The 20,606-nt window shown below is 54.1% G+C and carries 13 protein-coding genes; 2 read left to right on the forward strand and 11 right to left on the reverse strand.

Going from position 1 to position 20,606, the window contains the following annotated elements:
- Positions 1–81: 81 nt before the first annotated feature.
- The 4 genes from VFO10_RS07680 to VFO10_RS07695 all read right to left on the reverse strand — a co-directional run bounded on the left by VFO10_RS07680 (position 82) and on the right by VFO10_RS07695 (position 6,606).
- Positions 82–3,183, reverse strand: coding sequence for an efflux RND transporter permease subunit (locus VFO10_RS07680; protein WP_325138706.1), 3,102 nt, complete (start codon positions 3,181–3,183; stop codon positions 82–84).
- Positions 3,180–4,436 (reverse strand): TolC family protein, encoded by a 1,257-nt coding sequence (locus VFO10_RS07685; RefSeq protein ID WP_325138708.1) that lies wholly within the window; start codon positions 4,434–4,436, stop codon positions 3,180–3,182. The genes VFO10_RS07680 and VFO10_RS07685 overlap by 4 nt, the downstream gene beginning before the upstream one ends.
- 170 nt (positions 4,437–4,606) lie before the next feature.
- A complete protein-coding gene (locus VFO10_RS07690; RefSeq protein ID WP_325138710.1) occupies positions 4,607–6,277 on the reverse strand; it encodes a DUF692 family multinuclear iron-containing protein in 1,671 nt (556 codons plus the stop codon).
- Positions 6,278–6,324: 47 nt separating this feature from the next.
- The gene (locus tag VFO10_RS07695; RefSeq protein WP_325138712.1) at positions 6,325–6,606 is read right to left on the reverse strand and encodes a hypothetical protein; all 282 of its coding nucleotides are present in this window, start codon (positions 6,604–6,606) and stop codon (positions 6,325–6,327) included.
- A gap of 481 nt (positions 6,607–7,087) precedes the next feature.
- On the opposite strand from VFO10_RS07695, the gene VFO10_RS07700 reads away from it, so the two are divergent.
- Positions 7,088–10,081, forward strand: a complete 2,994-nt coding sequence (locus tag VFO10_RS07700; RefSeq protein WP_325138714.1) for a hypothetical protein — start codon at positions 7,088–7,090, stop codon at positions 10,079–10,081.
- Positions 10,082–10,120: 39 nt separating this feature from the next.
- Here VFO10_RS07700 and VFO10_RS07705 read toward each other — a convergent pair whose 3' ends face one another.
- The 7 genes from VFO10_RS07705 to rlmM all read right to left on the reverse strand — a co-directional run bounded on the left by VFO10_RS07705 (position 10,121) and on the right by rlmM (position 18,752).
- Positions 10,121–10,675: a hypothetical protein gene (locus VFO10_RS07705; protein WP_325138716.1), complete on the reverse strand. Its 555-nt coding sequence runs from the start codon at positions 10,673–10,675 to the stop codon at positions 10,121–10,123.
- Positions 10,676–10,820: 145 nt separating this feature from the next.
- Complete coding sequence (locus tag VFO10_RS07710; RefSeq protein ID WP_325138718.1) at positions 10,821–11,600, reverse strand: substrate-binding periplasmic protein; 780 nt, start codon at positions 11,598–11,600, stop codon at positions 10,821–10,823.
- 74 nt (positions 11,601–11,674) lie between these two features.
- Positions 11,675–14,386 carry an ATP-binding protein gene (locus VFO10_RS07715; RefSeq protein ID WP_325138720.1) on the reverse strand — a complete coding sequence of 904 codons (2,712 nt, stop codon included), beginning with the start codon at positions 14,384–14,386 and terminating at the stop codon, positions 11,675–11,677.
- A gap of 166 nt (positions 14,387–14,552) precedes the next feature.
- Positions 14,553–14,927, reverse strand: coding sequence for a PilZ domain-containing protein (locus VFO10_RS07720; RefSeq protein ID WP_325138722.1), 375 nt, complete (start codon positions 14,925–14,927; stop codon positions 14,553–14,555).
- A gap of 297 nt (positions 14,928–15,224) precedes the next feature.
- Complete coding sequence (gene tdh / locus VFO10_RS07725; RefSeq protein ID WP_349259351.1) at positions 15,225–16,250, reverse strand: L-threonine 3-dehydrogenase; 1,026 nt, start codon at positions 16,248–16,250, stop codon at positions 15,225–15,227.
- Positions 16,251–16,330: 80 nt separating this feature from the next.
- Entirely contained in the window at positions 16,331–17,521 is a 1,191-nt protein-coding gene (locus VFO10_RS07730; RefSeq protein WP_325138726.1) for a glycine C-acetyltransferase, read from the reverse strand.
- A 145-nt stretch (positions 17,522–17,666) separates the two neighbouring features.
- Entirely contained in the window at positions 17,667–18,752 is a 1,086-nt protein-coding gene (rlmM, locus tag VFO10_RS07735; RefSeq protein WP_325138728.1) for a 23S rRNA (cytidine(2498)-2'-O)-methyltransferase RlmM, read from the reverse strand.
- 290 nt (positions 18,753–19,042) lie between these two features.
- Here rlmM and VFO10_RS07740 point away from each other — a divergent pair, with 290 nt between their 5' ends.
- Entirely contained in the window at positions 19,043–20,572 is a 1,530-nt protein-coding gene (locus VFO10_RS07740) for a sigma-54 dependent transcriptional regulator (protein WP_325138730.1), read from the forward strand.
- The last annotated feature ends 34 nt before the right edge of the window (positions 20,573–20,606 follow it).

The raw sequence follows: 20,606 nt of genomic DNA on the forward strand, positions 1-20,606 counted from the left end.
GGATAACAAGAGCCTGCCGATGAGTGTATAGGAAAACCAAATGAGACATCCTTAAGATAATGGAAAAGGCCGCAAAGATTTTCATACCTCGGCGGGGGCGTCGCGACCAAAGAGTGGAGCGCTCTCCGTTGCCTCCTCTTTGGTAAAGAGACTGTAAACGATAGGCACCACATAAAGGGTCAAGGGCGTTGAGAAAAACACGCCGCCGATCACAGCCATAGCCATGGGAATCCGGGTTTCCGACCCTGGCCCGAGGCTCAGGGCTGCGGGAATGGCCCCGACCACCGTGGCCAGGGTCGTCATCAGAATGGGACGCAGACGCAGGCGCCCGGCATCCTGAATGGCATGATACAGCCCATAACCTTGTTCGCGCAGCTGATGGGTAAATTCCACGAGGAGGATCGAGTTTTTCTTCGCAATCCCCATGAGCAGGATCAATCCGATCATGCTGTACATATTCAGCGACTGACCTGTCCCCCAAAGCGCTAAAAGCGCGCCGGAGACGCTGAAGGGCAGGGCCATGAGTATGGTCACGGGGTCGATGAAGCTATTGAACTGCGAGGCGAGCACCATATAGGACACGATGATGCCCAGCGCGAGTGCGATCAGAAAACTCTGGAAGGATTCCTGAAAACTTTCCGAGGAGCCGGTCAGATCCACAAAGTATCCAGCGGGGAGGACACTGGCCGCTTCGGTTCGTACGCGTTCCAAGGCAGCGGCCTGGGATGCGCCCGGGGCAAGGCCCGAGGTCACGACGATGCCGCGCTGCCGGTTTTCACGGTAAATGGTCAAGGGTCCGTCGTCGCTGACGATCTTCACCAACGACTGCAAAGGAATCAACTGACCCCGATTGTTGCGCACCTGAATGGACTTCACCACATCCACGGAATTTCGCGTTTCCTTTGGAAGACGGACCATGATGGGGTAGCGGCGACCGCCCTGGGAGTAGTTGGCTGCGCGGGTTCCACTGAACATGGTGTTGAGCGTGCTGGCGATGGTTGCGACGTCAACGCCGTAGCGGAGGGCCGCGGCTCGATCGGGCATGACATGCATTTCCGGAATCGCGTTCAGGTTATCGGCATTGACGCCGGTATAGAGTCCGGTGGCTTCGAGTTTTTCAATCAGGCTCTTGGTGGCCTTGCGCAGCTCTTTATCATTGGGACCTTTGACGGTGAATTCGACAGGCTGTCCGCCGCCTCCACCAATGCCTTGCGAGAAACTGGCCCGCACGAAACCTTTGACGCCGGAAACTTTTTTGATGGCATCCCGCAAACCCGCTTCGATGACTTCGAGTTTCCACTCGGGGCCGCGTTCCTTGGGTTTGCCAAAGATGACGATGACGGTGCCTGAGTTATTGCGTCCCGCGCCGCCGAAGCCGCCGATGGACGAGAAATAACGCTGCACGAAGGGGAGTTTTTGAATTTCGGCTTCCACCTCTTTCATTTTCGCATCAGTGAATTCCAAGGACGAACCTTCGGCGGTTTTCACCGAGACGAAAGCCCGGCCCTCATCAAGAGGAGGCGCGAATTCTGTTTTCAGGATTTTGACGGTGTAAAGCGAGCCGGCGAAAGCCAGAAGAGAAAGGATGAGGTAAACCCAACGGAAACGCAAGGCATGGCCGAGACTCCGTCCATAGGTGCGTCCCAGCCAGTCCATGGCAGCTTCGAAGCCCTTGCCAAAGCGCGTGCGGCGCGTGCCGTCGCCTTTGAAGCGGGAGATGCGCATAGGGGCCAGGGTCAGGGATTCGATCATGGACAAAAGAACAGCGACCGAGATGGTGACGCCGAATTGAAAGATAAAGCGGCCGACGATGCCTTTGATAAAGGCGATCGGTAAAAAGATCGCGACGACGGCCGCTGTGGTGGCAAGGATAGCGAGCGTGATTTCCTTGCTGCCGGTCAGAGCGGAACGGACGGGATCCTTGTCGGTCCTGCGGTGGCGGAAGATGTTTTCAAGGACGATGATCGCATCATCCACCACGATGCCGATGGCCAGGGAAAGACCAAGGAGAGTGAAGGTGTTCAGCGTGAAATTCAGCATTTTCAGAACGATGAAACTGCCGATGATCGAAGTGGGGATGGCCAGGATGATATTGAAGGTGGCAATCCAGGAACCCAGGAACAGCCAGCAAACGAGTGAGGTCAGGGCCGCCGACAGAACGATCGTCACCACCAGCTCTTCGACCGATTCGCGAATGAAGGAGGTGCTGTCGAAGTTCACTTCAAGGCTGGTGCCGGCCGGCAGTATCTTATTCAGTTCCTCTATTTTGACTTTCACAGCGTCGGCGACGGCCACGGCATTGGAACCGCGCTGCTTTCTGATGCCGATCGTGGCCGTAGTTTCGCCATTCACGCGGGAAATACGGCGAATTTCGTCGGTGCCTTCATAGACATTCGCGACCTGTCCGAGCGTGAGACTCGTATAGATGGGTCCACCGCCGCGGCGGGTGATCTGCAGTTTTTTGAGTTCTTCAGCGCTGCCGACTTCGCCCAGAACGCGCAGGGCCTGCTCTTTTTCACCAAGGGTCAATGCCCCGGCGGGAAGCTCGTTATGCTCGCGCTGGATCGCCTGCACGACATCGTCGGCGGTGAGTTCATAGGCTTTGAGTTTATTCAGATCCAGGTCCACGCGAATCATGGGCTCGATGTAACCGAAGACGGTGGCCTCGGCGACGCCGACGACCGAGGACAGGGGATCTTGAATGCGTTCCTTGATCAGGATCATGAGTTCACGGGGGGAAAGCTTGCCGGCCTTCACCGCGAGGAACATGATGGGGCTGTCTTCGGGATTGCTCTTGGAAAGAATAGGGGGATCAAGGCCCTTCGGTAAAAACTGCTGCGCGCGACTGATGCGCGACTGCAGCTCCTGAATCGCGATATCTATGTCCTGGCCCAGTTCGAATTCGACGCTGATATTTCCCGAACCGGTGCGGATATCGGAGGTCAGAGTCTTGATCCCGGGAACGGCGACGACAGCCGCTTCCAAGGGTTCGATCACATCCTTTTCAATCACCTCGGGCGCGGCACCGGGATGGCTCACGCTGATGTTGGCGACGGGAAAATCCACGTCGGGATTCAGGCTGACGCCCATTTCCCGATAGGCGAGCGCACCGAAGAAGATGAGCCCGAACATCAGCATCCACGTGAAGACATGGTTCCGTATCGAGAGTTCGGAGATATTCATGGCTGGCCTGCCTTCGGCAGACCGCGGACCTGCAGCTGAGCTTCGACATAAGCGAGTTTCGCGTCATAGATGGCCTGATCGCGGTTGCGTTTGATCTGCAGCCGTTGATCGAGGGCCTGCATCACTTCGAGGTTGGTCAAAAGACCATTTTCAAATTCATTCTGCTGAAGTTTAACGTTGCGTTCGGCGGCGGCGAGAGCCTGATCGTAGAGTCGGATCTGCACAAGGCCATCGCGGAAGGCCTGCTCGGCCTGCTCACGAATCAGGGTATTTTCCCGGGTTTGAAGCGATTGCGTGACGTTGGCCTGGCTGCGTTCGATGACGGCTGTGCGGACGTTAGCGTCCACTTCTCCGGCATCATAGAGCGTCCAGGTCAGCCCCACACCGAAACTCAAACGGTTGGCCTGTTCGCCATCGGGGAAGGGATAATTCCAGGCATGCGCAGCGATCAGATCCACGCGGGGTTTATTCACGGAGCGGGCTTCCTCGATCCGGCTTTCCGCAAGGGCCACGCGGGCTTTGGCGGCTTCCACGGTGGGCAAAACTTTTTGCTGGGTCGGGTTGAGTTTAAGGTCAGCAAGGTTCAGTCGGTCGGTTAAGACAAGAGGTGGCGTCTGTCCGGTAAGCCAGGCGAGGCGTCTCTGCGCTATATCCCTTTGCGAGGCCGCGGCTTTGATTTGAGCGATGATGGCATCGAGCTGCGTCTGAGCCGCCAGGACCTCGGCATCACGCGAACGGCCGATGCGGGCGCGGGCTTTCAGGGTGCGTATGCGTTCGCGGTAGATGCGTTCGGATTCGTGGAGGTTGCCGATGTCGGCTTCACTGCCGATGATCTGATAAAAAAGTTCGGCGATCTGCAGATAGAGTTGCTCTTTCTGCGCCTCCAATTCCCAGCGGGCTGCCGTCGTCAGGTATTCCACGCTCTGCAGCTGCGCCTTGATGCCTCCGCCTTCATAGAGGGGATGCCGCAACTCGGTTTGCAGAGAGGGTTGCCAGTCGCCGCGGATATTGGAGCTGCCCACTTTGGAATAGACGCGATCAAAGTCACCATTCAAACGGAGGCGGGGTCGGGTCCGCGTTCGGATCGCTTCGCCGGTCTGCTGGGCGCGTTCCACTTCAAGTTGTCCAAGAGTCAGGCTTTCCGATTTTTTGACGGCGAGATCAAAGGTCTGATCGAGAGTAAAAGCCGCTGAGGCCTGGCCGCATAAAGCCCAGGCCAGCAAGGCCGGAGCAATCTTGAGGGAGCGATTCATGGTGATCCTTTTCCAACAGCACGAGGGGAACTTTGAAGGTTATTCTTTAGCATTCGCACTTCCGCCTGGCGAGGGAAGAGTCGCAGTCTGGATACGCGAAGGCCGGCCTCCTCAGAATCCCGTAGCAGAAGTGAGAGAAGGATGAGGAGGTTTTAGTGTCAATTTGACTTTTAAACGCTGGCGAGGCCTATCATCGAACGCTTGAGGCCCGTGATCAGCGCGTCCAGGGCCAGCTCTGTGGCGGCTTCATCGCTCATGTCGGGGCTTTTAAAAATTTCAACCAGATCGACCAATGTAAACGGGCCCTCGGGGGCTTTCAGAAGGTTCTGAATATTTTCCGGGCAGTGGTCGAAGAGGATGCCTTCTTCATTGCGCGTTATCAGAATGGGTGATGTCGCCAGATCGGGCGGCGGCGGCACTTCGCCAGATTGCAGGGTTGTATACACGCTGAGCACGTCCCAGTTTAGATGAAGGAGACGATGCTCATTGCGGAGAACGAAGCTCGCTGTGTCCCATTCATCGGGGGTCCATTGCAGAAGAACGCCCAGCTCCAGCGGAGGATGCACAGGGTCCGGCTGCATAGCGAGTTCCATATGCGCGGCATCGAAGGCGGCGAGTTCGGCGATCAAGGCCTGGGGGACACCGAAGTCGATGCCGATCGGGTGCTCCATCAGGAACGTGGGCAGCTGGGTGCCGGCGCCGTTGATGGAGAAGTGTTCTGGGGGGATGTGGCGAATGTATTGGGAGACGATTTCGGCCATCGCATCGTCTTCGACGATGGCGTGGAGTGTTTGAAAACTTTTCTGGAGGGCATCCAGAAGGCCGAGAAAATGGTTGTTTTGATAAGCCTCAAGGCCGAACTCGGGTTTGACCCGGGTGTCCTGTAAAAGCTCCGTGATTGCATCGTGTGACGCTTCCCGCCGCAATATTCCGAAGAGTTTGGCCTGATGAGATTCGAGGCTGTCATGACATGTGGCACGAATCTCGGGAACGGAAAGGGGTTGACGCTCGCGTGCTGGCGCTGTCTGCGCTTCTGCTGCGTGTTGTCGGGCGGTGTCCAATTCCTCGCCGAGGCGTGCGAGCGATGGAAGTTTGCCATCCCATTCGATGAGGCTAGGAACTCCCGGGAAGAGTTTGATGGCCTCACGATAAAGTTTCCAGACTTCATCAGGAACGGGCTGATCGTGGGTGTCAATGCAGATATCCGGGTTTACAGAATGTCCAGCGAGATGGAATTGACCCACGTATTCAGGTTTCAGGCGATGAATATAGAGTTCAGGGTCCCAGCCGAGGTTCTTGCTGTTCACCATGCAATTGTTCAGGTCCAAAAGAATGCCGCAACCTGTGTGTTCACACAAGGCGTTGAGAAAATCAGGCTCATGCATGTCCGAAGCACGGAAATCAATGTACATGCTAGGATTTTCCAGCAGCATCGGCCGTTTCAAAACATCCTGCACCTTTTGAATGCGAGCAGAGATATGCTTCAGGCTTTCCTCGTTCAAAGGGAAAGGCAAAAGATCGTAAGCCTGCTGACCTTTCCACGAGGTCCAGCAGAGGTGGTCGGTGACCATGGCAGGCTGGAGCCAGTCCATCAGCTCCTTGAGAAGTTTCAAATAACGCTCGTTCAAGGGGTCATATCCGGCAATGCCAAGTCCTATGCCGTGCGTGGCAATCGGATAATCGGCGCGAATTTTTTCGATATGCCGGCGTGGGCGTCCACCGATGCCCATGAAGTTTTCGCTGATAATCTCCAGCCAGTCGATTTTGGGAGTGTTTTTTGCGTGAAAATCCGGGTAATGCGGAGGACGAAGCCCAACCCCGAAACCAAGTTCATGCAGCATGGAGACCTCAGGAAGGAAAAGGGGAGCCTAGGGCTCCCCTTGTGGAATCATTTGTGTTCGTGACCGTGAGCTTTGCCTTCTTTGGGTGCTGCGGACTTATCGGCAGCTTTCGCAGTCCAGTTGCCTTTGGCCTCTTTGCATGCAGCAGCATCTTTTACGCCTTCACGGATTTTGCCGCCGCAACCTGGTGCGCAGGTTCCCACGCATTCCATTTCGCCGCTGGCTTTGGCTGCAGCTGCTGGAGCAGCTTTCTTGTCACCAGCATTGGCCTGCGAAGCAAGAACAGTCAGAGCCGCGGCAGCGAACATACCCAATTTCTTAGAATCCATTGAACTTCTCCGATCAGAAAGTTTTCGAATGAAGGTGATTATATGGGATTTTTATCTTAGGAATGAAGGGAAAAGTTATCAGGAGGGGTGTCAATTGGTCTGACAGGTGGATAGAAACCAGTTCCGCGACCTAACTTTAGTGTTTCTTCTGGCGCGTGTAACCCTCTGTTTAAACTTTGGAATATTAAAAATTAGGAGACTTTTGCTTGTTTATTCCCTGGCAAGCGTTCTGCAAGTATACCTTCGTTGAAGTTGTGCTTGCGGAGTTGATACAATGCGTTTGATTTCTCTCCTGTCATCGTCTCATCAGCGAATCCAAAGTATTTTGCGATCGACCTTCCACGAATCTTGGAGCGCGGCGACCTTATCCCTGATACTTGCAATTGTATGTGTATGCTCGTTGGGGTGCGAGCGAGTAACCAACACTATTACAAACGTGCGCCTGGACTGTGGAAGCGACGTCAAGTGGCAGGATCCATATGTGAAATTCGTCGACGCCATTGGAAATCCTCTGCCACTGGCGATGCTGGAGTACCGTTCCCTTGAAGGCGAATCGACTCAGGCTTTGAATATTAGCAGCAAGGGTTGTCTTGCCTTGGACAAACCTGGCCTTTGGCTGATACGTCACCGTGAGAAGCCGGAAGGCTTAATATTGGATTTTTCAAAAGTACGTGGTTCCACTGTATTGAGCCTTCAGGATATATCAGGGGAGAATCTTAAGCCTGTCTGCCCGGCTTATGAAGTTGGACGAAAGTTAGATCTGCGCACCGTGCTGGACAGTCAGGCCGGGCACGACTTGAGAGGGTATGAAATCAGTTTCTCGATAGAATCTGACAAAATACAGAAAACCTGGCCTAGACAGAATTTTTCCATGTTGCAGAGTATTGAACTGGCTGGCGTCTTTCCCGAGGGGGAAATTAAGCTTGATATTCGTGTCACCAATAATTTTCGTACTGGTGAACAAACTGCGAAAATCTGCTCTGTAAAGTTTGACTATACAGGTCCGATTATCAGCACATCCTTGGCCAAAGGACAGAACAAAGCCTATAAAGGGCGCCCTTTTGTGGCGTTGAGTTCTGATCAGGATGTGCGGTTTACGTCATCTGCTGATGACTTTCAATCTTTCGACATATGCTATCACAAGCTGTCTGAGTGGGATCTAGGTAACTTGAATGAATTGTTTCCTCTGTGTGATAAACCAGTACGTATTCCTGCGGACCGCCCAGTTCCCTTTGAGTCGCGTAAGGGCTTTTGGCAGCTTGCCTACCGAGGAGTTGATGGAGCGGGAAATGTTTCGGAATGGTCCCAGCCGATGGTGATCTTAATTGAACAGCAAAATGCCAGATTGCACTTGATAAACAAAGCAACCAAGCAGGCTTCTAATCTTGACCGTGATGGCTATCGGTATACTCCATATTCTATGCTAGAGGCGTTGGATATTTATCATGACTGGCAAGACCTCCCAACTTCGTTCGAACGCGATCAGCTTGAATCTTCGATTCTTTTGACCATGCATAGACCCTGGATGGAACCTAGCGTCGCAGTTCCCTTGCGAGTCGCTCTCCTCAATCATTATCCTAAGGTTGCCTTTCCGATCGCGCATGGTAAAAAATTTGTCTCAATTGAAGGTGTTTTCGAAACAGGCAAAGACTATTTTTTTAAGGCTACTCTCGTTGACACGCAAACATTGCTGGAGAGGAGCTTGCCAGCGCCCAGATATTTGCCGAGTGGCTGGCAGGTGTCCAAAGATGGGACCAAATTTTTTTGGTTTACTATTAGTGGAGTTCATTACGGTAAGCTCACAGGCGATGAAGTCAAAGTTCAAGAACTCAACTTTGAAGATGACTACGTTTCTTCAGTGCGTTTCATTAAAGATGATGCAGAGCTTGCTATTGTTACTACGCGTCATAAAAACAAGATAACTTATTATCAAGCGGGCGAACAATTAGTAGAGTCAAATTCGGAACTTCTCCCCATTGATATTTGGAGCAGTAACATCGTTCCTAGTGTGGTTCGTTTAACAGAGGATGCACGCAGTATTTGGATGAAAAATCTAGAGATGAACAGCCTTGAGGGATGGTCTCTCTTTGAGAGCGAAGGAAGAAAAGCCTTGGATTTTGATCCTGCTCTCATCCCGAATTTTTCAATTAGCTCAGATAGCATAAGGGTTCTAGATTCGGATACGCATCTATTCATTACCTATACCTACGATAGATTTCCGTTTTGTAGCTACTATTACTATGATTCTAATCAACCCGATCGCTTGAAATCCCAGCGGCTTCTGGAAGCGATGCCGTGCTTTGCAAATGACGATGGAACCCCTCTAGGAAGTGAAGTGTGGCTGGCAGGTACCAATGATATTGCGGCCTTTATCTATAAGCCAGGGTCGGCTTCCTTTCGTAAATCCGTATTAAGTTCTGAACTGCCAGCAGGCACTATTGAGTTTTCCAGTGATCGGATGATCACCAGGTCTGGGCGTTGGATGTTCAGCGGGTCAAAAGAAAAAGACTTGGCGCAACCCAGCCTGACAGGTGGGCATGTCAGAGCTTGGACTAGAAGCGAAACAGGCGACTTTGTGCAGTTTGCAGAATTTGGGGGATGCGGTGAGATAAGAGACCCCAGAGAATTTCAATTCGATGAGGCCAACTTGGTTCTTATTCATGCTTGTCACAGCATTGAGAATGATATATTGGTGTGGAGCCTCGCAGAAAATCCACCCAGGCTGATCGATGTTCTGGATATCGGAGATGCAGTTACAAGCACGTTGATACTGTCTGACAGACTTCTGGTTGGTTCGAACAAAGGTGAACTTCACTTCTATAAACTTAACGGAAAAGAAAAGCCAGACTTTGAGAAGAAGGTTAAGCTTGTTGACCAGCCGATTGCGAAGCTGACATACGATAAAGAACTTGGGCGCCTTTATACAACTGAGGCACGCGGTGAAAAGCCGCTCAAGATATGGCGGCTCAATGAACTAAGTGAGCCGATTATGTCTGTACCAGCTCTTCCGAGGGAAAATCAGCGAACGGTGTTGTCCGACGACCTAAAGTATCTGGCAGCTTCGTCAGACCAGGATACTCGAGTTGTAATTTGGAATACAGAAGATATGTTGCCTTTAACCTTTTATGAACATTCCGATGCAGTAATGGATATCGCTCTTATCGGCAAATCCTCACTTCTGGTGTCCGGGTCTAGTGGAGGTGAATTGAAAATCTGGGATATCAAGAATCCGGAGTTTCCAGCAGTAAGTTTTACGCCCGCGTTGACGGAAGCTATTAGGAATATAGCTGCTGTTCCCGGAGTGAATGAATTTGTCGTGGAGACAGCAGAATCAGAGATGTTTCATTATAAACTTCAGTCTATGAAACACATCATCAACAAGACTTGCGAAGCTCTGCGGATATATTTGCACTACACGCAAGAAACCTACCCAAAACAGGCCGCATTCTGCAAAAGTCAGGCGCTTGCTCGATAAGCTCAATCGGGAGAATACTCCCGATTGACTAGTCTCGGCTTAGAGCAAAGCCACAATAATCTCCGCCATGATCTTCGCATCCGCCGGTGGCACACCGTTCTTCACCAGGAAGGTGATGATCGGCAGTTCGGCCCAGTTTTCCAGGTCCTCAAGAAACTTCGCAAGTTTGTCCGCATACTTCCCAATCCACTTCCCGGCCTTGGGGCTGACCTTGGAGACGATCTTCTTCACTACGGGGCCGCCGTGTTTCAGACCGATGATGATCAGTTTTTTGGCAAAGGGGATTCTGAGTTGATCCTGGCCTTCGTTAGTGGACGTGGAGGCGTTGTGCGCGGCGAGCGAAGCCACGAGGTCTGCGTACACAGCCTGATCGAGGGTTTCCAAAACTTCGGCGGGGATCTCGACGGACAGGGTGCCGTCGCCGTTTTCCGTCACATAGGAAGAGACGGTTTGAAACGTTTCGGTAAAGAGAAGGGAATCGTCCTGGGTGACGACTTCGCTGCCGTCAATGGCTGGGTTGGCCATGGCCAGGGTCTGCGTGAAAGCGATACCGAGTGCGAGAACAGCATTCAAACCTTTTTTCTTCATTTTCATGAATGACTCCGAAAGTAAGATGTTTCCATTCCGATTGCAGGCTGGAAAGTAAGGGAAAAAGCCGAAGGCGGATAGAGCGGGAAAGCTTCAGGGACCTGAAAATGTTTTCCAGTGGAAAACATGGGGGATTTTTTGGATGCGGGGTTTACTTCTTCACGATCTCAAAATCACGCGCAACGGCATCGACTTTGCGGAAATTCTTGACGTTGGCGCTTCTCAGAAGACTATCGATGTATGTTCGAAAATCATGCAGCGCCTTTTCCTTGCGCAGAGCCTCATTGAGCCGCCTCTGGCGATCCGCCGGCAGCTTTTTGGAAATACCCAGGTACACATGCATGCTAAATTCCTGGAAAACACGGCATTCCAGCTCCAACCGTGTGTTGGTCGCCGCCAGGGAGAGGGCCAGGACTTCGGGATAAACATAATAAATGGCATCAATCCGCCCCTTATCCAGCATCGTCAGCATGCGCTGGGTGACCTCCTCGGGCGTGACGGGAACAAGTTCGTGGGCCTGCAGGGCGGGTGGAATGACAGTCGAGAGAAAATGCGCGATGCGAAGCGGAGAACGGGGAGGCACCTGAAAGGCCCCAGGCTTGCTGCAGACCGCGCTCTGAGCCTGAAATATGGGCACCTCGCTATAGTTGATCTGCTGGGCCCGCTCGGGCGTATGCAAGAGCGTGAGAAAGACATCAAGCTGCCCCTGCTGCAGCTGGATCAAAGCCCGATGGGTCGGCAGGTCCCGCCACTCAGGGGTATAACCAGCCTTGGCAAAGATGGGCTTCATATACTCGACAAGGTAGCCAACTGGCCCCTTGTCAGTTTTATGAACTATAGGATGATAGTCGATATATCCGATGCGCAAAGGCTCAGCCAAGGCCTGGGTAGCCAAGAGCAAGGCTGCAAGTTGAGCCCATAACTTCTGCACATTCGGGTCCACAGTGAGAGCGCAAGGTGAAAGCATATGCCAGCCAGTCTATCACCGGAAGCCGTAAGGCGCAATCAGGCTGTAGCCAGCCATGGATGAGTCTGCTGAGAATGAAACCCAAGAGTCAGATGCAGTTCCGTTCCGCTGCGGTCGGAACGTGCCCTGAGGCGAGCGTCGCCACCCTGCTGACGACAGAGAGCCCGAATGGCCGCGAGCCCCATACCGCGGCCGCTCGTTTCCGATACGGACTGCGCGGTGGAAAAGCCATCCATGAAAAGAATTTCGGTCAGATCACCCTCTGGATCCTGATTCATCTCCCGCGCTTTCGCCCGCAGTCCCTCCCAGTCCAAACCCGCGCCGTTATCCCGGATTATGATATGCGCTGCGTCATGATCGGAGTTTGCAGCCACTTCAAAATAAGGTGAGTCCACCTTCACACCACGCCTGCTTGGAAAGACAAAGCCATGATCAATGGAATTATTCAGAGCATGCATGAGGCACTGCTCCAGGACTCGCAGGCTTCCGTCGGTCCAGCGGGGAACATCATCCCTGACAACGCAACCTGCCCATGAAAGGCCTTCCTCTTTCAGACGCTGTTTCATCGCCGTCTGAACGTGATGCCAAACCCCAGCCAGATCAGAAGCCTCCTGCGAAGTCGGGCTCTGGCCTGAACCGATTTGCTTCAAAAGGTTGCGATAGACCTGAATGCTTTCTTTCAGTCCCTCGGCTTCGGGCGCATTTCTTTGAACCGAGTCTTCAAAGCTATGAAGAGCTGTGCTCAGAAGTGAAAGTCCAAGCCCTCGCGCCACGCCCTTGCAGGTATGAATGGATCGCAGCAGCTCGGGCGAAACTGTAATAATCTCAGTCCTGGGCAGTATCGCTTCCATCTGCTCCAAAAGAGCTGTCACGCGACTGAAGTGCGCGCGGGACAATTCCAAAAGGCACTGAGCCGCCCGCTCATGCTCTCGTTTCTCCTGCCGCATGGATTGCTCCAGGACCTTGCGTTCGGTGACATCGCGCATGCTGACGATCATGGAACGAAGATGGTGGTGACCGTCAAAGATCGGCTGCCAATGCATGGTATAAATACGCCGCTCAGGGCCATGGGCTCTGACAAGTTCCAAAGGCAGATGCGCCACGTTCAGGTCAAAAGCCAGACGCTCCTCGCCGAACATGGCCAGCAGACAGTGCCGGATCGTGGCGCAATCATCCTGCGAGAGCATGCTGCCATGAAGGACGGACTCAATGAAATCGGTGCCGACCGGATCCCGATCGTCCTGCCGAATATGCTGTAGAAAGGGCGAAACCGGCCCCCTTATTCTAAGATCCGAACCGACGATCAGGATCGCTTCATCAATGGAGTCGAGGATGTTCTGCAGCTTATTCTTGATGAGCCGCACCTCGCGCGAACGAAGAACGGCCCAAAGGCTCACCAGGATCACAAGGGTGGCGAGAAGAAGACCCATGATCAAAAACTGCTGGAGGCGCTCGCTTTCCTGGATACGGAGTTCTGCGATTTTCTGATCGCGCTCCAGAACCTTGTTTTTCTCCTGCTCCAGCTGCAAACCCACCCGTGCCGCCGCCTCGCTGAAACTTTTTTGCGAGCGTTCGGACAGCATCTTCTCCATATCCAGATAACTTTCATTGAGCAGGCGAAAAGCCTCTTCAAAACGCTTCAGCCCCACCAGCGCATTCGTGCGGGCGTCCAGAAGATTGCTGAAGGCCGGTTTGCCTTCCGCTTTCAGCATGGCTTCGCCCTGGTCCAGTATCGTCATGGCCTCGGTAAAGCGCTTCAGTTTATTCAGGGCCATCGCCTTGAAAATAAGGGCATTCACAGCCCTTTCGGTTTCCTTGATCTTGACGAAGATAGCGTAGGCTTCGGACTCTAGCTTGATCGTCGCCTCATACTGACCTTCGCGATAAAAAATATGGGCCTTTTTGTGCCGCGCGATCCCGATGGTCCAGAGATCCTGGATTCTTTCCGCATCCTTGATGGCCCGATCCAGATAGCTGAGGGCCTTCATATAGGTCTCGCGATCCTTGGAAGTCACCAACGCAAAGGCAATATTGGTCAGGATGGGATTACAGAAATAGGGATTGTCCTTCCCCTCGCAGGCTTCGGCTAAAATCTCCTGATAAAGCCGCAGGGACTCAGCGTCGCGTCCGGCCTCCTGGAAAACCAGGGCCACGATGGACTTTACCGAAGGGCGCGCCAGCGACCATTCCGGGAAAACCGCCGCGTTGAGTTCTTCGAGTGCGGCCAGGGAAAGTTCCAGGGCCTTCTCGATTTTTTGCTCATTCAGCGCGAGTTCTGCGTAATCTCCCAGCAGCCGGCTCGTAATGGTCGGCTGCTGCATGGCGCGGGATTTTTTGAGGAGGGCCTCATACCGAGCATCCAGTTCCTCGATACGATCACTCAGCCCGCGCTCGCGCACCCTTCGCTTCAGATAACCCATTTCATATTCGAGTTTTTCCCGGCTCTCCGGAATTCCTGGCAACGCGGCCTGGGCCTCTTCCATCCATTTTTTTTGCAGCGCCATGGACTCCGGGGCATCCAGATCACCCTGAAACAGCAGCATATGAACAAAAAGCGCTTTCAGCCAAAGACGGGGATTGTCATGAGGAGTCGCGTCCTGCAGATATTTTTCAAGCCGCTTTCCGACGACCAAGGGTGCGGCGTGCATGCTTTGTTCCAGTTCCTCGATGCTCTCCAAAGTCAGAGTTTGATCCTGGGCCGAGGCTGGCCCCATCAGAAAAAAGAGGAGGGCGAGGCGTGCGATCAGCATGGAGCGTCCTGGTCAGGTGTTATGCCTCCGATTATAGCAAAAAAAAAGAGCCCGTGGGACGGGCTCTGTTCACAAGAGATGGGGATCTATCGCACGTTCGTACCAAAAAGCTGAAAGACGGATAGGGGCAAGAAAACTCTATTGTTGTCTCGACCCGAGATTCAGCTTAGCTTGCGCACAAAAGACGAAGCTTGGGAGTGCCGCTGAGCAAGGCAATCAGATCAATGCCGCGACGCTTGTCTTTATCACTCAGCTCCAAACCGCAGCGGGTCCGGGCCTTCATCGTTGCCGCATCGCGCTCCGAGGTGCGGAAGCGAACATGCAGCGTGACGGGAGGGCGGGAATCAGGAAAGTGAATCTTCAGTTCAACCTCCTCATCTTGATTCAGATGAGTGTCCACAATTACACCCAACCCGCTGCGGCTGATGTCGATGGGCTCGACGGCGACGTTGTGGGCGCCAATCGCGAAGTTATAGCCATCGAAGCTGCCTTTCAGCTGGAAGCGAAACTCGCGGCGCTTGTCGGACCAGTTCATGGTCATGCTTTTTCTCCCTAGTGCTTGGCTTGAAATGCTTATCGCCACAAAGGGGTTTTGGCTTGAATGCGGTTTTTTGGTTAATCGGCCAATTGCCGTAACTTACAAAAGCCTGTTTGGGAAGCTGTTTGGGGCAAACTTGAGGTGCTGGGGGAAGGTTCGGAAAAAGCAGGTCTATTCCGCGGGTATTAAAGACCGTAAGAACGAAGCTGCTTTCGAGTAAAAGAGCAAAATTCCGGACTCGCATTTTCTTAATTTCAGAAAATTTAGGAAAGCCCCCCTTTGCCAGGGAGGCGGGAATCCTCAGGTCCAGTCCAGAATCACTTTTCCAGACTTACCGGCATTCAGAATTTGAAAGCCCTGCTCAAAATCCTCGGCCTTGAAACGATGCGTGATCACAGGGGCGATATTGAGGCCGCTTTGGAGCATGGCGCTCATCTTATACCAGGTATCAAACATCTCGCGACCATAAATACCTTTGATGAAAAGGCCTTTGAATACGACCGCGCTCCAGTCGATTGCCACTTCCTCGGAAAAGATCCCGAGCAGCGCGATGCTGCCGCCATGGTTCATGGTATCCAGCATGGAGCGGAAGGCCTTGGCGTTACCGGAAACCTCGAGGCCTACGTCAAAGCCCTCGACCATTCCGATCTCGCGCATGACATCGCTCAGGTTTTCGCGGGCCACATTCACGATGCGGGTGGCGCCCATTTCCTTGGCCAGGTTCAGACGGTAATCATTGATGTCGGTGACCACGACGTGACGAGCGCCTACGTGCTTGGCAATCGCGGCCGCCATGATCCCGATCGGTCCTGCGCCGGTGATGAGCACATCCTCGCCCACGAGGTTGAAGGAAAGGGCGGTATGCACGGCGTTGCCGTAAGGGTCGAACATCGACGCCACATCATCGGGAATGGAGTCATGGATTTTAAAGGCGTTGCCGTAAGGTATCGCGAGGTATTCGGCAAAGCAGCCCTGACGGTTGACGCCGACGCCGATGGTGTTGCGGCAGAGGTGGCGCTTGCCCGCGCGGCAGTTGCGGCAGTGGCCGCAGGTGATGTGGCCTTCACCGGAAACCCGATCGCCGACCTTATAGCCGGTCACGTTCGAACCGAGTTTTTCAATGACGCCGACAAACTCATGGCCGGTCACCATCGGCACCGGAATGGTTTTCTGGGCCCAGGCGTCCCAATTGTAGATATGCAGGTCGGTGCCGCAGATCGCGGTTTTCTTCACGCGAATCAAAACATCATCAGGCGCCAGCTCGGGAACGGGAACCTCCTCCATCCAAAGACCGGGTTTGCGATGACGTTTGACCAGAGCGCGCATAAGTTTCGTCACGGTTTCTCTCTCCCTTCTCAAGATCCTGGCGCCTCAGATCCTTTGGATCAAGGCACCAGTCTTCTATCCTAACCTGAAATCAATCCGAGTTGTCGTCCGACTTTTGCAAAGGCGTTGATCGCCTGATCCAGCTGTTCGCGGCTCAATTCCGCCGACATCTGGGTCCGAATCCGCGCCTGGCCCTGGGGCACCACAGGATAGGAGAAGCCGATCACGTAGATGCCTTCATTCAAAAGAGCATCGGCCATGCGCGTGGCCAGGGCCGCGTCGCCGATCATGACGGGAATGATGGGATGCTCGCCCGGCAGGAGTTTGAAGCCGAGTTTGCTCATGCCTTCACGGAAATAACGGCTGTTGGCGTGCAGACGCTGCCGCAGGTCGTCGGATCGGTTCAGAAGCTCCAGCACCTTGATCGAGGTCGCCGTGATCACAGGGGCGAGGGTATTGGAAAAAAGATAAGGGCGCGAACGCTGCCGCAGCCACTCGATGACTTCTTTTTTGCCAGCCGTATAACCACCCGAGGCTCCACCAAGCGCCTTGCCGAGCGTGCCAGTGATGATGTCCACGCGGCCCATCACGCCGCAATGTTCGTGTGTGCCGCGGCCCTTGGCGCCCATGAAACCCACCGAGTGGGAATCATCGACCATCACCATGGCCCCATAGCGTTCGGCCAGATCACAGATCTCTTTGAGTTTGGCAATGTAGCCATCCATCGAGAAGACGCCGTCGGTCGCGATCAGTTTGAAGCGGCAGCCCGAGGCTTCCTTGAGCTTCGCTTCCAGATCGTTCATATCGTTGTTTGCATAACGGAAGCGCTGCGCCTTCGAAAGTCGAATGCCATCGATGATCGAGGCATGATTCAAGGCATCGCTGATGATCGCATCTTCCGGCCCCAGAAGTGTTTCGAAGAGTCCACCGTTGGCATCGAAGCAGCTGCTGTAAAGGATGCTGTCTTCCATGCCCAGAAACGAGGCAATGCTGGCCTCCAGTTCCTTGTGGATCGACTGCGTCCCGCAGATGAAGCGAACCGAGGCCATGCCGTAGCCATAGCGTTCGAGCGCGTCACGGCCGGCCTGGATGAGTTCGGGGTGATTGGCGAGACTCAGATAGTTATTGGCGCAAAGGTTGATGACGCTGCGGCCTTCCGCCTCGATGCGGGCCTTTTGCGCGGTGGTGATCACGCGCTCGCGTTTATAGAGCCCTGTGTCTTTCAGCTTTTGAATTTCGCCTTGCAGATAGTGCAGGTAATCCTGAGACATGAAAAAAATCCCCCTTATCACTCCGATCAAGCGGCATGGAAGAAGGACTATAATCATTTTCCCAGGGAGAAACTACGAGAAAGGCGGGACGCAAGGCCTGTGCCATGGCCCTCCCGACCGGGGTTCCCTGTCGCAATGAAGCGGTTTATCCGCGGCCCAGAACTTTTGGGCGAACGAGGACGGTGATTTCTTCCCGATCATGGTAGAGCTGGCGCGCACGCAGCACGTAGTTATCGGGATTCAGGCCGCTCAGTTCCCAGAATTGCTGCAGGCAGTTTTCGTATTCTTCGAAGCGTTTCTTCATGGGAAGTTTCAGGTTAAAGACCGCCCAGCGGCAGAGTTTATCCTTGAACCAAAGGGCCATGAGCGGCATGACCTTCTGGGGGCGTTCGACCATATCGCAGAGCAGAAGATCGACGGAATGTTTAGGCCGGTATTTGAAGGCGTCCTCGGTCTTATGATCGACTAGCCCTGTGTTCATCAGGGTCGGATCCATGTCACCGTTATCCACGGCCGTCACGTAAAATCCGCGCTGCACCATCTGAAAGGTCCAGCCGCCCGGCGCGGCACCCAGGTCCACCGCGGTGCCGGGGCTATCGAGAAGCTTCACGCGCTCCTCGTCATTCAGGAGCGTGACAAAGGCTTCATCGAGTTTCAAGGTCGAGCGGCTCGGCGCATCCTTCGGAAATTTCAGGCGCGGAATGCCGTTGATCCAAGGCGAGGAACGCGACGGCGAGCTGCGGCCCACCCAGGCCTCTTCATAGGACGGCATCAGGATGTGCAGGATGGGAGCGCGTGCTTCATTGCGGTCATGCTTCAGGCCCTGGCGCTTCAGAGCATTGAAAAGGGCCGGACTAAATTTTTTATAAAAAGGCGCGATGCCGAGGCCTTCCTGACTTTCCAGGTATTCGAGGCGAAGCTCGCGATAAACGCCCTTCGGCGCGAGTGTTGCCAGCGCCTTGACCAGAGGGCCTGCCCGGTCGCCGTCGGCCAGGCCTTTGACGAGCTGCACGTCATCGACCATCTGCCGCGCGAAGACGAAATCCTGACCGGAAGGCGGTTGGATGAACTTGTCTTCGGGATCGAAGGGCTCGGCGCGAAATACAACAAGACCTTGCCCCTCATGGATTTGAGGATAGCCGTTCCAGCCTTTTTCAGCAAAGCGATCATGGGCTTCGGCCGCACAATCCTTTTCAAATCCGGCGCGGCAGTAAAGAAGGAACGAACGCATGGGGCAACTCCTGTCATAAGATCCTGCGTGGCTTGGGAAACCCAAGGGGCCACTTCTGTCACAAGATCACCAGAACCTGCGTTTCTTAGAGCATTCCGCAGGAGAAAGGAAGTCATATTATCGACTTGACCGGGGGAAAGGGGCGTGCGAGAACGCACAGCATTTTGCGTGAAAACACGCAGAATATTTGACACTATGATGTAAGAGCCTAACTTTATGGCGTAAAGTTGAAAGGCCTCGCGTGGTATGCTTCTTGTTAATAAAGCAGGATCACAAGGAGAGTCAAACTCATGTCCAAAGGCAAATTACCCCGGCATGCGTTGAACGGGACGCGGATCCTGATCGTGGATGATGAAGAGATCCTGGCATGGAGCATCGAGACGGAACTCAAGTCGAACGGTGCGGACGTCATGTCGTGCAGCACGCTGCGGACGGCGCTCGAAAACTTTACGAGCTTCAACCCGGATCTGGCCATCTGCGATCTGCGGCTGCCTGATGGAAGTGGGATGGAGCTGCTTAAAAAATGGCGCTTTGAAAAACCGGATATGCCCATCATCCTGATCACCGCGCATGGCGCGGTGGAATCCGCGGTGGATGCCCTGCGGCTTGGGGCCTTTGATTACCTGCAAAAACCCTTCGATATGAAAGCCCTCGTGGCCTCGGTCAATCGTGGGGCGGAATTATCGTTTCTGAGGCAGAAGGTGAGTCAGCTCACCGGCCATGAGGTGGTGCGCGAGCCCCTGCAGATGGTGGGGGAATCCCCGGCGATGAAACGCGTGCGGGGTCAACTGGAACGCATTGCCAAATCCAAAGCCAACACGGTTTTGATCCTGGGTGAAAGCGGGACGGGTAAGGAGCTGGCCGCGCGCGCCATTCACGAATGGTCGGATCGCGCGAACAGTCCCTTTGTGGAAATCAACTGCGCGAGCATTCCCGAAACGCTTTTGGAAAGCGAACTGTTCGGCTACGAAAAGGGTGCTTTCACCGATGCCCGTGATCGCAAGCTCGGGCTTTTCGAATTGGCCCAGAACGGGACCATCTTCCTCGACGAGTTGGGCGAGATGCCGATGAAGCTGCAGACCAAGCTTTTGAGAGCCTTGGAATACAGGCGTTTCAAGCGACTCGGCGGCACCAAGGATATCAGCTTTTCCGCGCGCATCGTCGCCGCTACCAACAGAAACCTATTGGAAGAGATCCAGGCGAAAAATTTCCGCAGCGATCTTTACTATCGTTTGAGTTCCCTGCCGGTTTACCTGCCGCCTCTGCGGGAGCGCATGGAGGACCTGGATGGGCTCGCGGAATTTTTTGTGGGCCGCATCGCCCTCGACCTGGGCATCGCGCCACCGGATCTGAGTCCTTCGGCACGCGAAAAAATGCGCTCGCATACCTGGCCCGGGAACATGCGCGAATTGAAGAACGTTCTGGAACGCGCCCTCGTGTTTCATGCGCCTACGGAAATCCTGCCTCAGCATATTGAACTCGACCCGGTGATCGAGCCGATGTCCTGCCAGCCCGCGCTCACGCATCATCATGAGGATGAGTTCCTAAGGAACGGCCACGATCACGGCGGTCCGAACTCCACGGCCGGGCATAGTTCCATGGCCGGGCATAGTTCCATGGCCGGGCGCAGTTCCATGGCCGGGCCGAGTCCCATGGTCCTGCCCGAACAGGGCATCAACCTGGAAGACCTGGAGCGCGATCTTTTGCTGCAGGCTTTGGAAAGGGCGCGCAATAACCAAACCAAGGCCGCGGAGCTGCTCGGCATCTCGCGCCACACCCTTCGCTACCGGCTCGAAAAACACGGGATCATCAAACACTGAGGCATCCCCCGCACGATTGCGCTATAATGATCGG

Source organism: Oligoflexus sp. (assembly GCF_035712445.1).
Lineage (GTDB): Bacteria > Bdellovibrionota_B > Oligoflexia > Oligoflexales > Oligoflexaceae > Oligoflexus.

Excerpts from the sequence above, each read along its gene's own strand:
- VFO10_RS07680 (WP_325138706.1), bottom strand. The coding sequence starts at position 3,183 with ATGAATATCTCCGAACTCTCGATACGGAACCATGTCTTCACGTGGATG.
- VFO10_RS07685 (WP_325138708.1), bottom strand. The coding sequence starts at position 4,436 with ATGAATCGCTCCCTCAAGATTGCTCCGGCCTTGCTGGCCTGGGCTTTA.
- VFO10_RS07690 (WP_325138710.1), bottom strand. The coding sequence starts at position 6,277 with ATGCTGCATGAACTTGGTTTCGGGGTTGGGCTTCGTCCTCCGCATTAC.
- VFO10_RS07695 (WP_325138712.1), bottom strand. The coding sequence starts at position 6,606 with ATGGATTCTAAGAAATTGGGTATGTTCGCTGCCGCGGCTCTGACTGTT.
- VFO10_RS07705 (WP_325138716.1), bottom strand. The coding sequence starts at position 10,675 with ATGAAAATGAAGAAAAAAGGTTTGAATGCTGTTCTCGCACTCGGTATC.
- VFO10_RS07715 (WP_325138720.1), bottom strand. The coding sequence starts at position 14,386 with ATGCTGATCGCACGCCTCGCCCTCCTCTTTTTTCTGATGGGGCCAGCC.
- VFO10_RS07720 (WP_325138722.1), bottom strand. The coding sequence starts at position 14,927 with ATGACCATGAACTGGTCCGACAAGCGCCGCGAGTTTCGCTTCCAGCTG.
- tdh (WP_349259351.1), bottom strand. The coding sequence starts at position 16,250 with ATGCGCGCTCTGGTCAAACGTCATCGCAAACCCGGTCTTTGGATGGAG.
- VFO10_RS07730 (WP_325138726.1), bottom strand. The coding sequence starts at position 17,521 with ATGTCTCAGGATTACCTGCACTATCTGCAAGGCGAAATTCAAAAGCTG.
- rlmM (WP_325138728.1), bottom strand. The coding sequence starts at position 18,752 with ATGCGTTCGTTCCTTCTTTACTGCCGCGCCGGATTTGAAAAGGATTGT.
- VFO10_RS07740 (WP_325138730.1), top strand. The coding sequence starts at position 19,043 with ATGTCCAAAGGCAAATTACCCCGGCATGCGTTGAACGGGACGCGGATC.